Source organism: Streptomyces sp. NBC_00016, assembly GCF_045040885.1.
Lineage (GTDB): Bacteria > Actinomycetota > Actinomycetes > Streptomycetales > Streptomycetaceae > Streptomyces > Streptomyces coriariae.
This window is the reverse complement of the sequence record NZ_CP108304.1, coordinates 973,569-987,749: the sequence shown is the minus strand read 5'-3', so window position 1 is coordinate 987,749 and position 14,181 is coordinate 973,569. Positions and strand designations below refer to the sequence as shown.

The 14,181-nt window shown below is 71.3% G+C and carries 6 protein-coding genes; 3 read left to right on the top strand and 3 right to left on the bottom strand.

The window, feature by feature from the left end; all coding sequences use genetic code 11:
• Window positions 1-46: 46 nt before the first annotated feature.
• Together OG933_RS04455 and OG933_RS04450 are read left to right on the top strand one after the other, a co-directional pair.
• Window positions 47-1,171: an AAA family ATPase gene (locus OG933_RS04455; RefSeq protein ID WP_020129594.1), complete on the top strand. Its 1,125-nt coding sequence runs from the start codon at window positions 47-49 to the stop codon at window positions 1,169-1,171.
• On the top strand, window positions 1,168-3,987 hold the full coding sequence (locus OG933_RS04450) for a hypothetical protein (protein ID WP_405625485.1): 2,820 nt from the start codon (window positions 1,168-1,170) through the stop codon (window positions 3,985-3,987). Before OG933_RS04455 ends, OG933_RS04450 begins: the two co-directional genes overlap by 4 nt.
• Here OG933_RS04450 and OG933_RS04445 read toward each other — a convergent pair.
• The 3 genes from OG933_RS04445 to OG933_RS04435 all read right to left on the bottom strand — a co-directional run bounded on the left by OG933_RS04445 (window position 3,980) and on the right by OG933_RS04435 (window position 12,107).
• Window positions 3,980-5,548: a hypothetical protein gene (locus OG933_RS04445; protein WP_405625484.1), complete on the bottom strand. Its 1,569-nt coding sequence runs from the start codon at window positions 5,546-5,548 to the stop codon at window positions 3,980-3,982. The genes OG933_RS04450 and OG933_RS04445 overlap by 8 nt on opposite strands.
• A gap of 96 nt (window positions 5,549-5,644) precedes the next feature.
• Window positions 5,645-10,831, bottom strand: a complete 5,187-nt coding sequence (locus tag OG933_RS04440) for a family 43 glycosylhydrolase (protein WP_405625483.1) — start codon at window positions 10,829-10,831, stop codon at window positions 5,645-5,647.
• A 130-nt stretch (window positions 10,832-10,961) separates the two neighbouring features.
• The gene (locus OG933_RS04435) at window positions 10,962-12,107 is read right to left on the bottom strand and encodes a helix-turn-helix domain-containing protein (RefSeq protein WP_405625482.1); all 1,146 of its coding nucleotides are present in this window, start codon (window positions 12,105-12,107) and stop codon (window positions 10,962-10,964) included.
• A gap of 229 nt (window positions 12,108-12,336) precedes the next feature.
• On the opposite strand from OG933_RS04435, the gene OG933_RS04430 reads away from it, so the two are divergent.
• The gene (locus OG933_RS04430) at window positions 12,337-14,118 is read left to right on the top strand and encodes an FAD-binding dehydrogenase (protein WP_405625481.1); all 1,782 of its coding nucleotides are present in this window, start codon (window positions 12,337-12,339) and stop codon (window positions 14,116-14,118) included.
• The last annotated feature ends 63 nt before the right edge of the window (window positions 14,119-14,181 follow it).

Here is a 14,181-nt window from a genome sequence, read left to right as displayed (position 1 = left end):
TGACCCACCCGTTCCTCGACACACGTACCTCTTGGAAAGGCCCTCGATGACCGACCTGCTGCGCGCCCCCGCCGAGCTCAAGTACGCCGAGGAACTCGACTGGCTGGAGTCGATCGACGACAACCCCAAACCGTTCTCCTGGCGGCTGTCCCCGAAGATGGTCCGCCTGTTCGTGCTGGGCTCCGAGCGCGCCGACGGCCTCGACCGGGAGATCGCCCCGAAGTGGTTCGGCGACCGCAGCTTCGTCGAGCGCTCCATCGTCACCCTCGCCTCGGACCGGGGCCTGCTCCTCATCGGAGACCCCGGCACCGGAAAGAGCTGGCTGGCCGAGCTGCTGTCCGCCGCGATCTCCCGCAACTCCACGCTGGTCGTGCAGGGCACCGCGGGCACCACCGAGGACCACATCAAGTACTCGTGGAACGTCTCGATGGTCATCGCCAAGGGCCAGTCACGCGAGTCGATGATCCCCTCGCCCATCATGACCGCGATGGAGACCGGCGCGATCGGCCGCTTCGAGGAGCTCACCCGCTCCACCAGCGACGTCCAGGACGCGCTGATCTCGATCCTCTCCGAGAAGTACATCTCGGTCCCGGAACTGGGCAGCGACCAGGACAGCGACAACATCGTGTTCGCCAAGCCCGGCTTCTCGGTCATCGCCACCGCGAACAGCCGGGACCGGGGTGTCAACGACCTCTCCTCGGCACTCAAGCGCCGCTTCAACTTCGTGCGGATCCCGGTGGTGACGAACAAGAAGAGCGAGGCGGAGATCGTCCGGTTCCGCACCGAGGAACTGCTGCGCCGCCACCGGATCGAACTCGACGTCCCGCCGACCCTGCTGGACGTGCTGCTGCGCAGCTTCGCCGACCTGCGGGCCTCGTCGGCCGCCGCCGGCAGCGACGACGAGAAGCTGGAGTCCGCCCTGTCCACGGCCGAGCAGATCGGTGTCCTCGAGGACGCCGTCCTGCACAGCAACTTCTTCGGCGAACGCGCCCTCACCGCCCACACCCTGGCCTCCTCCCTCGTCGGTTCCCTGGCCCGGCGCGCACCGGAGGACCTCGCCATCCTCAACAAGTACCTGCACGGCGTCGTCGAACCGCGCAGCAAGGAGGAAGGGGGCTCCTGGCCGGAGTTCCTCGAGGGCGGCCGCGACGCGATCGCGACCCTGTCGTGACCGCGACCCCCGAGGCCACGTTCACGGCCCTGCGCACCCAACTCCAGGACGCCGCCTCCACGTTCGCCGACGGTCCGGCGGCCCTGGAGGGCATCCTGCGAGGCATCGTCGACGACGTCGAGCGCGCGGTGAGCGAACCCCTGGAGATCTTCCCCGTCTGCCACCACTCACCGGCCTCGGCCATCGCGATGGCCCGCCGGCTGCGTGAGAAGCAGCCGAAAACGATCTACCTCGAGCTGTGCGAGGACATGGCCCCTCTCCTCACCGAGCTGCGCAACTGCCGTCTGCCGGTGGCCGTCCAGTCCTTCGCGAGCGAGATCGAGGGCTTTCCCGCCGACTGGGCGCCGCTCTCGGTGGTCGCCCCGGTCACCGAGGCCTCCGCCGAGTACCAGGCCATCGCCTACGCGCTCGACACCCCGGGCGTCGAACTCGTCCTCGTCGACCGCTCCTCGGACCATGTCTTCCAGTGGGAGACCGGACCCGACGGCGAAGGCGAAGGCGACGGCGATCCCGACGCGCCGGAGGCGGCGGAGCAGACCGCCCTGCACGGCGACGCCGTCGGCGTGGAGATCGGCGACCTGCGCCCGCGCTTCGCCGAACTGGAGGAGCACCTGCTCCGCCACGGCCGGGTACGGCACTGGTCGGAGTGGTGGCACCAGTACGTCGAACTGCCCCTCGGCGACAGCGACCACGACACCTACCGCCAGGTGATGCTGCTCATCGGCAGCCTCTTCCGGCGCCTCGCCCCCGGCGACCCCCGCAAGGTACGGGTGGACGAGGACCGCGAGCGGTACATGTGGACGCGGATGCGCGAGCACCTCGCGGCCACCGGCACCGACCCGGCCGACTGCCTCTACGTCTGCGGCGCCTTCCACGCGGCCAGCCGTGTCGCGGAGTTCGGTGTGCACGGCAGCGACACCTTCACCATCAGCCCGCCGAGCGGCACCGAGTGGCGGCACGGTCTGATCCCGTCCAGCCACGGCGCGATCGAAGCGCAGTTCGGACTGGCCGCGGGCTCGGTGTCCATCGCCGCGACGGAATGGGCGAAGAACGTCAGGCGCACCGGTGTCCGCCCGTTCCGGCTGGAGGGCCAGGCGGGCACCAGGAAGAGCACGAGGCCGAGGAAGGCCCTCGCCCCCGCGGCCTCCGCGTCGGCTCCCGTGCCGGTCGGCACGGCCGCCGACCGGCTCACGGGTTTCCTCCAGCGGCCGCCCGCCCTCGACGCCCTCGACGAGGCCGAACTGCTCGGCTGGTCCGTGGAGATCGTGCGCGCCGCGCGTCGTAACGGCTACCTCGCCTCCACCGCCGATGCCATCGCCGTCTTCGAGACGTCGATCCTGCTGGCCGGGATGCGCGACCGCGCCAAGCCGACGCCGTACGACTTCCAGGACGCGGCCGTCACCTGTATCGAGAAGGACGCCGTACCGGGCCGGCGGGACGTGGGCCGGCTGGTCGAGATCATGATGGGTGGCGACCGCGTCGGCCAGGTCGGCTACGACGCGCTGCCGCCGCTGGCCCGTGACGTGCACGACCGGCTCGCACCGCTGGACCTGAAGCTCCAGCAGCGCGGAGTGCAGCGCGCACTGCTGGACATCGCCTCGCGGCCGGAACTGGCGCGCTGCTCCGACCTGCTGTGGATGCTGCGCCGGCTGCTGCCGCAGGGCGCGGCCCGGCCCATCATGGGCGAACGCCGGCTCGGCGAACACCCCATCCAGGAGTCCTGGGACCTGGCCCTGGGCACCCACCAGCGCGCCCTCATCGAGCTGGGCTACGAGGGCGTCAGCATCGAGCAGGTTCTCGAACAGCGGCTGCGGCGCGCCGCGTACGCCCCCCAGGCGACGGCGGCGCAGGTCCTGGAGGCCGTCGAGGACGCCACGCTCTACCTGCGCAGCCGCCGTCTCGCCGACGAGCTCGGTACCCGGGCCCTGGAGGTCCTGGCGAGCGAGCGCAGTGTCGACGGCGCGCCGGAGGTGCTGCGCCGTGTGCGCCGGCTGCTGGCCCACTACCGGACCGCCGAGCCGGTGCTCCCGCCCTGGATCGAGTCCTTCGTCAAGACGGGCTACGCGCACTACTGCACCCTTCTGCCGACGGCGTTCACCGACGACGACGCGACCGTCCGCCAGGTCGCGGCGATGCTGGGCTTCCTGTTCGGCATGGAGGGCCTGGCGCTGTCCCTGGGCTGCGACCGCACCCAGCTCGAACTCGCCCTCGCCCAGTCCCACCCGACCGAACCGTCCCGCACCGCCCTGCTGTGGGCGGCCCAGACCCACCTGGGCACCCTGCCGAGGACGGCCCTGCGGGAGCGCTGCGCGGAGCTGCTCGGCAACCCGCTGGTGGTGCCCGCCTATCCGCGCTACCTCAGCGGGTTCGTGCACGCCCTGGAACCGGTGCCGGGCCTCGCCGACTTCGTCGTCGAGGCCGTGTCGAACGCGTTCGCCCGGCTCCCGGACTCGGTGCTGCTGCCCTGGCTGCCAAGCCTCATCGGCACCCTGCGGGCCGGTGGCGCCGAACATGCCCCGCTGCTGATCCGCGAGGCGGGCCGGCTCTTCCCCGCCCGGCTCACCGAGCTGGACACCTGGGTGCCGCCCTGGCGCCTCCCGCAGGGACCGCCACGTATGCCGGTGGAGTCGGCGGCGAGCACCGCGGCCGGTCTGCCGCTCCTCGCCGCGCACCCGGCGACCTGCGACGCGGTGGCGGCCCTGCTGGGCTGCGACGGGACATGGGAGAGTCCCGATGTCGGGTCGTCCGGAGCGGCCCTGCTCGCCCGGTATCCGCGGACCGCGCGGGCGTTGGAGGCGCTGCGGGCTGTCAGCTGACCGGCAGAGCCCTCACCAGAGTGCGGAGGGTGCTCTCGGCCAGGGCCGGGTTGGCGGCGGCGTGGTGGGCGAGCTCCTCGTCGTCGAGGAGCTGCGCCAGCAGGGAGGGCGGCAGGTTCGGGTGGCGGGCGAACGCCGCCCGGACGGCGGGTTCGGGGTCCCGGGCGAGCCGTGCCACGGTGGCCGGCGGGGTCCCGGGGTCGCGGGCGGCGAGGGCCCGGACGGCGGGGTCCTCGTCGTCGGCGTGGGCGGCGAGGCCGTCCGTCGGGAAGTGGGGCCGGGTGACGAGGTGGGCGCGCTCGGGCCCGGTGTACTCCAGGAAGCTGCGCAGCAGGAGGGCCGCCGGGACGTCCGGTTGGTTCTGGGCCAGCAGGACGCGGACGCCGAGGTCGTCGTCGGCGGCCAGCCGGGCCACGAGGTCGGGCGGCAGGGTGCGCTCTCGCGCGGCCTCCCGGCGCAGCATCGGGTGACCGGAGAGCGCGTCCCGGCGGACGGCCTCGGGGTCCCGCGAGACCAGCCGCTCGGGGTAGTGGCAGAACGGCTCGTCCAGGGGGACCTCGTAGTCGATCGCGGCCCGTTCCTCCTCGGTCCACGCGGGGTGGAGGGACACGGACAGCCGGACCTTCGGGTCGGGATCGGCCGCGAGGGCGCGGAGTTCGTCGTGGTCGAGGTCGCGGTGGCGGGCGACCGTCCGGCGTACGTCGGGTTCGGGATCGGAGACCAGCGCGCGGCGTTCGACGGGACCGAGGTCCGTGCGGCGCGCGATGTGCCACCGGACCTCCGGGTCGGGATCGGCGGCCAGCAGGGCCACGACGTCGGGCGGGAGACTGGGGTTGCCCGCGATCATCTGTCGGTCCTGGGGACCGGCCGGAGCGGTGAGGACGCTGTCCACGACGGCCCTGCTGAGAGCGTCGTGGAGCAGTGCGCCGGTGCGGGCGTGGCAGGACCGGTCGGGCAGCACGCTCTCCACCCATGCCGGATCCTCGTGGCGCAGCCGGTTCTGCGCCCGCCCCCGCACCTCGTCGTCGGGGTCCGTCAGCAGCGCGGCGCGTGTCTTCGCGTCCTGCCATCCCCACATGCCGACTCCCCAGGCGCGGACCTTCGCGTCCGGATGCGTGGCCATGGAGCGGCGCAGCGTGAGGGAGAACTGGCGGTAGAACGTGCCGCCCAGGTGCTCCGGATCGTAGGTGTTCATCATGTGGACGACGGTGTCGTCGGGCAGCGGCCGGGGCTCGGCGGGGGCGGTCACCCGGGGGGCCTCGGCGAGGTGGGCGTGCACGAACCAGTGCGGATCGTCCACCAGCCGCACCCGCTGGGCCGGGTCGACGTGCGGATTGCGGGCGAAGAAGCTACGGGTGCGGTGGTCGGGATGGTCGATGACGGCGTCGACGACCGCCTCGGGCAGCACCCGGTCCCGGCACAGCACCATCCGTACGGCGAGCGGCGCCTCCGCCAGCAGATGCAGCAGGACGTCCTGCGGAGTCGAGGGGTTCAGGGCGACTCCCGCCAGGCGCCGGGTGGCGAGATCGGCGTCCTCCCAGATCTGCTCGGGTGTCGGCATGCGTCGGATCCCCCCAGGTCACGATCGGGCCCCCTGTCGAGGACAGGGGGCCCATGACCTTAACCGCCCGGCCGGATCGAGGGCCAGGCGTCCGTGCTACCGGCGCCCGTAGCCGACCGTGATGACGCCGTTGACCTTTGCCGGGGTGCCACTGTTGTAGACCACCTCCCCGCCGGACTTCTTCCAGATCTTGATGAGGAAGGTGTCGGGGCTGTCCGTCGTCGTGAGGCGGAAGCCGTAGCCGCTCTTGCCGTTGACCGTGCCCGAGCCCTGGAGGACGGCCGTGGAGCCGGAGACGACGAGCCAGTCGAGGCCGGTGGAGCGGAACTTCAGGCGGGCCGGCCTGAAGTCGAAGGTGACCCCTCCGGCCGGGGCGCCGGCCCCCGGCAGATAGCCGGCCGTGAGCGAGAAGAACGCCCGGCCCGTCGGCTTCGGCCCGACCTTGGAGTCGACGGTGCCCGCGCCCACCACCGGTCCGGCGGCCCGGTCGTACACGATCAGCTCGGGGAGTGTCGTGGCGGCCGAGGCGCCGTCGTCGTCGGTGACGGTGATCACCGGACGGCGGATGCCCGCCGAGGTGTAGGTGTGCTCGGCACGGCAGCCGGACGGGGTGACCGTGCCGGTGGCCGGCTTGCCGCCGTCCTTCCAGTCGACCACGCAGGTGTGGGTGTCACCGGTGCCCGGGTCGCCGAACCGGACGGTGACGGCCGTACCGCGGCCGGTCGAAACCGGGCCCGACGGGCCGGTGGCGGACGTGATGGCGGGGGCCGCGTTCGTCACGGTCACCACGGCCGCGTCGGTGCTGCGGCCGCCGGTGAGGGTGACGGTGTAGGTGCCGTTGTCGGTGCAGGTGACCGTGGTGCGGGCGGCGGCGGGGTCCTCGACCGTGCAGGGCGCGCCCTTCTCGACGGTCCATCGTGCGCCGCCCGCTCCGGAGACCGTGCCGGTCAGGGCGATCGCGGCGCCCTCGACGCCCTGGGCGTCCGGACCGGCGTGGACGACGGTGACCGGGTCGATGCTCGTGAGGGTGGGCACGACCTTCTCGATCAGGCCGTCCGCGTCGAACTCCAGCTTGTCGACGGTGGTTTCGCGGTGGGTGCCGTCTCCGCCGGGGATGGCGAAGCGGTGGTAGGCGATGTACCAGTCGTCCGTTCCCGGCACCTGGACGACCGAGTGGTGGCCGGTGCCCTTGATGCCGAGCGAGAGGTCCTTCTCGAGGATCACGCCGCGCTTGGTCCACGGGCCGGTGGGCGAGGGGCCGGTGGCGTAGGCGACGCGGTAGTTCTCGTCCCGGGTGTCGTTCTCCGACCACATGAAGTAGTAGGTGCCCTTGCGCTTGACGACGAAGCTGCCCTCGTTGTAGCCGCTCGGGGTGATGTCGGTGATCTTCGAGGCGTCGAAGGAGACCATGTCGTCGCCGAGCGGCACGACGTAGGCGTGGCCGTTGCCCCAGTAGAGGTACGACCGGCCGTCGTCGTCCGTGAAGACCGCCGGGTCGATCATCTGGCCGCTGTACTCGCCGGCCTTGAGCAGCGGCTTGCCCAGGGCGTCGGTGAACGGGCCGGTGGGCGAGTCGGAGACGGCGACACCGATGTTGGCGTCGGCGCAGAAGTAGAAGTAGTACTTTCCGTTCTTCTCGGCGATAGCAGGCGCCCAGGCCCTGCTGTCCGCCCAGCTCACGTCCGGCCCCAGGTCGAGGATGACCCCGTGGTCCGTCCAGTGCACCAGGTCGGTCGACGAGTACGCCTTGAACTGCGTACCGCTCCAGCCCTCGAAGCCGTCGGTCGTCGGGTACATGTAGAAGGTGTCACCGAAGCGCACGATGTTCGGGTCGGCGTTGAGACCCGGCAGCACCGGGCTCTTCATGACCAGCGCCGACACGGTCCAGGTGCGCTTCGTGCCGTCCGAGCCGGTCACCTCGTACGTCACCGGCTTGCTGAAGTCGTGCACGCTGCCCGAGGCGGGGCTGATCGCCGCGCCGTGAGCGAGGGTGAACTCCGGCGCCAGCGCGGTGAGGTCGGTGCCTTCCTTCAGCGGCAGCGTGACCTTGCTGTGCGCGTTGTCGAGGAGGGCGTCGACCTTCAGCGCGGGGTGCGTCGCCCTGGCGATGCCCGCGGTGTTGCCGCTGAGTTCCATGACCTCCGCGGCCGACAGGGCCCGGTCGTAGACGCGGAAGTCGTCGACCTCGCCGCCGAAGTACGGGTCGGCCGAGTACAGCGACCTGCCGATGTAGCCGCTGTAGTCCTTGGCGGAGGCGTACAGCTCGGACGGTTTGACGGTGGTCGTCGTGCGGGCCGCCTCGACGCCGTCGACGTAGAGGACCATCGTGCCGGTGGCGCCGTCGAGGGTGACCGTGACGTGCCGCCACTCGCCGGGGGTGAGCTGCGAGCCGGCCGTCAGCTTCGACTCCGCCGACCAACTGGCCTTCGTGATGGCCGAGTACAGGCTGGACCCGCCGTTGGAGGGGGTGGCGAACAGATACTTGTCGCTGTCGGGGCCGAGCCCGAACAGCCACTGGAAGGACGATCCGCCCTTCCACTTGGCGTACGTGGACACGGTGACGCTGTCGGCGCCCTTCAGCACGCCGTTCGGGATCTTGACGTACGGGGAGGTCGCGGAGTCGCCGGACATCTTGAAGGAGCCGCCGTCCACGCCGGTCCCGAACTCGGGCGTGCGGACGTAGGTGCCGTGGTTGCCGTGGCCGCTGGAGTCGACGGCGATGTTGCCGGACGTCTCGTCGAAGCCGTAGTGCAGCAGCAGGTCGGCGGGTACGTCGGCGCCCTCCTCTGAGACCGTCACCCGGGCCCGGACGGGAAGCGCGGCGCCGTCGGGCAGGCTTGCGGTCACCGTGAACGTGCCGGCCTGTGCGTATGCCGAGGCCGGGACGTCGTCCCAGGCCACCGCCACCGGGCGGGCGACACCGTCGGCGTAGGTGGCGATCACGGTCGCGGGCAGTACCGGGGCCTGGCCGATCCGTGTCTTCACCGACACGTCCTCGACGCTCTCGACCAGCTGGTCCGGCTGGTAGGCGCGCAGCAGCCGGTCGTACTCGGCCTGGGTGACCGGCAGGACGGTGCCGTGGCGGGGCTTGGCCGGCAGGTCGTAGCCGGTGGACGGGGTCCAGACGCCGGAGGCGAGGTCCGTGGTCTCGAACGGGAGGTAGCCGCGGCCGCCGAACTCGTCGAGGAAGGCGTACCACTTCTCCTCGGTGTTGGACTTGAACACCAGCGGTCCCTCGGCCGCGTTCATCGCGCCCTTGCCGATGCCCTCGGCGACCGCGTCCCAGGAGAGGTTCAGCAGCGAGTCGCTCCTCTCCTCGAAGATGAACTTGCTGTTGGGGGTGGAGGAGGAGTTGTTGCGCTCGTCCTTCGACAGGCGGAAGTACGTGCCGTCGTGCTGGATCACCGTGGAGTCGATGACCGAGTAGCCGCGGTCGATCCAGACCTTGGGCTCGCTGAAGGTGTAGAAGTCGCGGGTCGTGGCGTACATCATCCGGTTGTACGTGTCGCCGGAGTGCGCCGCGTTGTCGTACAGCTTCGACGCCCAGAAGACCACGTACTCGCCGAGGCCGGCGTCGTAGTACGCCTCGGGCGCCCAGGTGTTGCCGGCGCTGTCGGGGGAGACCTTCACCAGGCGCTGGTCCGTCCAGTGGACGAGGTCGGTGGACTCCCAGACCATGACGGACTTGCTGCCGGTGCGCTGGGCGGCGTCCCAGTCGCCGTTGCCGTAGATCCTGAGGTCGGTGGCGATCTGGTAGAACTTGTCGCCCTCGGGGGAGCGGATGATGAACGGGTCGCGCAGGCCCTGCTCACCGAGGGTGGAGGTCAGGACCGGCCGCTCGTCGTTCAGCTCCCGCCACTTCAGGGGGTCGTTGCCCTTGCTGAGCGCGGCGTAGAGCTGCTCGCCGTCGGACGTGCCCTCGCCGGTGAAGTAGCTGAACATGTAGCCCTTGAGGGCTTCCTTCACGGGGAGTTCGGGGACCTTCGCGGTGAACACGCGGGTCGCCTTCGCCTCGCCCTTGGTGACGGTCGCGGTCAGGTCGACGGTGGTGGCGCCGGTGCCGTGCGCGGGGCGGTGGACCACGCCGTCGGCCGAGACGACGTCCGCTCGCGCGGAGGCCCAGCTGACGTCGGTGCCGTAGGAACCGGTCGCCGGGAGGCTGAGGTTGCCGCGTACGTCGTCGAGGTTGTGGACGGCGAGGGCGTCGGCGGCCTGCCGGGCGGCGGTCGCGTCGTCGAACGCGGCGAGGACCGTGACGTCGAACGACTTGGTCGCGGTGACCGTCCCCTTCCTGAGGGTGGCGGTGAGCGTGGCGTGGCCGTCCGGCTCGCCCGCGGCGGGACGGGTCACCTTGCCCGCGTCCGACACCAGGGCGGTGTTGTCGCTGGCCCAGCTGATGGTGGCGCCGCCGGCCGTGCCGGTCTTCGGCAGGTCCAGGTCGGCGACGACGGCACCGGTGTCCCCGAGGCTCAGTGCGGCCTTGTCGTCGGCGACGCCCTGCGTGGCCACGGGGAGGGCGAGCTGTTCCACGTCGGAGGCGGGCAGCGCGTGGTCGTACACCCGGAAGTCGCGGATGTCGCCCTTGAAGAGCTTGTCGCCGGAGTACACCGACTTGCCGAGGTAGTTGGCGGTGGTGATGCCGGAGCCGATGGCGCCGGGGGTGATGGTGACCGATGTGTTGCGGGCGACCTCGACGCCGTCCTCGTACAGCACACCGGTGGTGCCGGACTGCGTGTAGGTGAGGTGCTTCCACACCGAGCGGCTCAGGTTGTGGGAGTCGGCGGGCTTGGTGGTCTGCTCCGTCGACCAGTTGCCGGTGGCGATCGAGGTGCGCAGGGAGTTGCCCGTGGTGAACAGGTAGCCGTTGCCGTTGCTGCCGCTGGAGTTGCCGAAGCCGTACAGGAAGTACGGCGTGGACTGGGCGGCGTCGATCCGCACGTCCATGGCGACGCTGATCGCGTCCATGCCCTTCAGCACGTCGTTCGGCACCTTGACGTAGGTGTCGGAGCCGTTGAAGGCGAGTCCCTGGCCGGTGGACGACCAGCCGGCGGTGCCGGCCACCGTGCCGTCGCGGCCGTGGCCGGAGGCGTCGGTGACCGTGGTGCCGGAGGTGGCGTCGAGCTTGTACCAGAGGGCCAGACCGTCGGTGATGTCGGCGGCCTCGTCGGCCTGGACGGGGGTCGCCGCCCCGACGAGGCCGACGAGCAGGGACACGGCGGTCAGTGCGGCCAGTCGCCCCGCCCCCCGTCCCGCACGGTCGCCGGGTCGATGTCTGTGCGTCATGGGGGACCGCCGTTTCAACCGTGTGACGTGATGTTGCGAGAGTGTCAAACGGTGTACACAGCCGCGTCAAGAGTTCTCGAACAATGTCCGACAGGTCGAACATGACGGGACGGCCCGCAAGGCCTTCTGTTCAATGCCGTGTTGACGACTCCAGCCATGCGGTGAGGGCCCACCACCAGTGCAGGGCGGCCAGCGGGCCGTCACCGTCCGCGAGGGACGTGGAGGTGATCTGCCTCAGTCGGCCGAGCCGGTAGCGGACGGTGTTGGGGTGGGTGAACAGCGCCGCCGCGGTCTGGTCGAGCCGGCGTCCGTTGTCCAGGAACGCCAGCGCGGTGAGGGCGAGTTGATGGTGGAAGGCGTCCGCCGGGTCGAGGGAGCCGAGCAGCCGGCGGCTCAGCAGGGCGCCCAGGGAGGACTGCTCGGCCAGCGCGATCCGGGCGGCGAAGTCCGTGACGTCGTACAGCCCGTGCAGCCCGTGCTGCCGGCCGAGATCCACGGCGCGCACGCACAGCCGGTACAGCGCGGGCAGTTCCGGCAGGGCGGCGGCGGGCGCGACCACCACGAGCGCCTCGGGATCCACCTCGTCGGCCTCCGGCGGCCGCGGGCACAGTCCGGCCGCGCGGCCGTCGAGCGGCACGGTCACCGCGTGCGGCGAGCGCACCGCCCGCGCGGGCAAGGGAGCGGCGACCAGGCAGTGGTAGCGCCCGGCGGCGTCCGCCCGGACCCCGGCGCGCGCCAACTCCTCTTGTGGCGGCGGGACTTCGCCGATCAGTGCCTGGTGCAGCAGCCGGGTGCGGACGGCGCCCAGCGCGCGTGGCGACTCGTGCTCGGCGGCGCGGTAGCCGTGGATCACCTGTCGTTCCATCGCCGCGCCGTACTCCTGGAGCCGCAGGACGACCGACAGCAGCGCCCGGTCCGAGACCCCCGCCGAACGGCACCGGTCCACGACGATCTCCGCCGCGCGGCCCAGCGCCGCCTGCACCCCCCGCAGGACGACCGTCATCGGCACGCCCTGCACGGCACGGTCGGCGCCCAGCAGGAGGGCGGCCGTGAAGTCCTGATCGTCCACCGACCCGGTCCGCTCCGGGGCGGTGAACCAGGGGTCGGCCGCGCGGAGCATCGCCGTCACATGCGACCGGGTCGCCTCCTCGGTCAGCCGGGACAGCTCGGGGGAGCGGCTGCGGGCGGCGTGCACGAGCTCGACGCACACATCGACGTCGGAGGCCATGTCCCGCAGGACCCTGGCGACCGGCTCCGGCCCGTGGACGACGGTCATGGTCCCCCCTCCGCCCGGACGCTGTCGCCGAGCCACAAGCGAGCGGTGCTCACGTTGACGCCCGCGCACTACCGGAGCCGTGTGACGACCTGGTTTCCTGTTGGGCTACCGACGGTAACAGCGCAGCTGTCGCAGGAACACCCCTCAGTCACGCCACCCATGGACCGACCAGGGACCACCCGAGCACGGTCCAGGCACCGCCCCCGCGAAGCCTCCAGGAGGGCCGCTCATGGACACCCCCGAAGCCGATGGAATCACCCGCCGCCACGCCCTGACCGTGGCGGGCGGAGTCCTCGCGGGCGCGACCCTCGCCGTGCAGGCCTTCCCCGCGTACGGCGCCGCGCAGGACGCCGACGCGATCGTCGTCGGCCACGGGCTGGCAGGCCTCGTCGCCACCGCCGAACTCGCCGCGGCCGGACGCAAGGTGCTCCTCCTCGACCAGGAACCCGAGGCCAGCATCGGCGGCCAGGCGTTCTGGTCCTTCGGCGGACTGTTCTTCGTCAACTCCGACGAACAGCGCCTGATGGGCGTCAAGGACACCTACGACCTGGCCTGGCAGGACTGGCAGGGCACGGCAGGCTTCGACCGGGGCGTCGACGATCCCAAGGGCCAGGACCACTGGGCGTACCAGTGGGCCAAGGCGTACGTCGAGTTCGCGTCGGGCGAGAAGCGGTCCTGGCTCTCCGGACTCGGCGTGCAGTGGTTCCCGATCGTCGGCTGGGCGGAGCGCGGCGGCGGTCTCGCGACCGGGCACGGCAACTCGGTGCCCCGCTTCCACGTCACCTGGGGCACCGGACCGGCGGTCGTCGAGCCGTTCGAGAAGAAGGTGCGGGCCGCGGTCGCCGACAACAAGGTGACCTTCAAGTTCCGGCACCGCGTGGACGAGATCGTCACCACCGGGGGAGTCGTCACGGGCGTCCGCGGGGCCGTCCTCGAGCCCAGCAGCGTGGCCCGCGGCAAGCCCAGCTCCCGCACCGTCGTCGGCGACTTCGAGCTGCGCGCCCCGGTCGTCGTCGTCACCTCCGGCGGCATCGGCGCCAACCACGACCTGGTCCGGCAGAACTGGCCCGCCCGGATGGGCACCCCGCCGAAGTTCATGGCCACGGGCGTTCCCGCGCACGTCGACGGCCGCATGCTGGGCATCACGGAGAAGGCGGGCGGGCGCATCGTCAACCCCGACCGCATGTGGCACTACACCGAGGGCCTGCGCAACTACGACCCGATCTGGCCCGGCCACGGCATCCGCATCCTCCCCGGCCCGTCCTCGATGTGGTTCGACGCCACGGGCAAGCGGTTCAACACGCCCGACATCCCGGGCTACGACACCCTGCACACCCTCAAGACCATCACCGACTCGGGCTACGACTACTCCTGGTTCGTCACCACCCAGAAGATCATCGCCAAGGAGTTCGCGCTCTCCGGCTCCGAACAGAACCCCGACCTCACCAACAAGAACGTCTGGCAGCTGCTGTCCCGGATCTGGCAGACCCCTGAGCCGATCGAGAAATTCAAGAACAAGGGCGAGGACTTCGTCGTCGCCTCGACGCTCACCGACCTCGTCGCCGGCATGAACAAGCTGACCGGCACCTCACTCATCGACCTCGCCGACCTCAAGCGTCAGATCGAGGCCCGGGACCGGGAGATCGACAACGCCTACACCAAGGACGTCCAGGTCATGGGCATCCGCAACGCCCTGAACTACACCGGGGACTCACTCAGCCGCACGGCCGCCATCCACCGGATCCTCGACTCGAGCGCGGGCCCGCTGATCGCCGTACGCCTCAACGTCCTCACCCGCAAGACCCTCGGCGGTCTCCAGACCGACCTCTCCGGCCGGGTCCTGAACGCGGCCGGGAACCCCGTGCCCGGTCTGTACGCGGCCGGGGAGGTCGCCGGCTTCGGCGGTGGCGGGATCCACGGCTACCGCTCCCTCGAGGGCACGTTCCTCGGCGGCTGTCTGTTCTCCGGGCGCCAGGCGGGACGTGCCGCGGCCGCGGCGACCGCGACCTGACCGGGCGTCGAACGCGGTCGAACGCCGTCAAATGTAGTCGGGCACGGTCCGATCGAGCGAGAC

What these genes read in the sequence shown, in the direction of transcription:
- OG933_RS04455 (WP_020129594.1), top strand. Translation starts at nt 47, where the DNA reads ATGACCGACCTGCTGCGCGCCCCCGCCGAGCTCAAGTACGCCGAGGAA.
- OG933_RS04445 (WP_405625484.1), bottom strand. Translation starts at nt 5,548, where the DNA reads ATGCCGACACCCGAGCAGATCTGGGAGGACGCCGATCTCGCCACCCGG.
- OG933_RS04440 (WP_405625483.1), bottom strand. Translation starts at nt 10,831, where the DNA reads ATGACGCACAGACATCGACCCGGCGACCGTGCGGGACGGGGGGCGGGG.
- OG933_RS04435 (WP_405625482.1), bottom strand. Translation starts at nt 12,107, where the DNA reads ATGACCGTCGTCCACGGGCCGGAGCCGGTCGCCAGGGTCCTGCGGGAC.
- OG933_RS04430 (WP_405625481.1), top strand. Translation starts at nt 12,337, where the DNA reads ATGGACACCCCCGAAGCCGATGGAATCACCCGCCGCCACGCCCTGACC.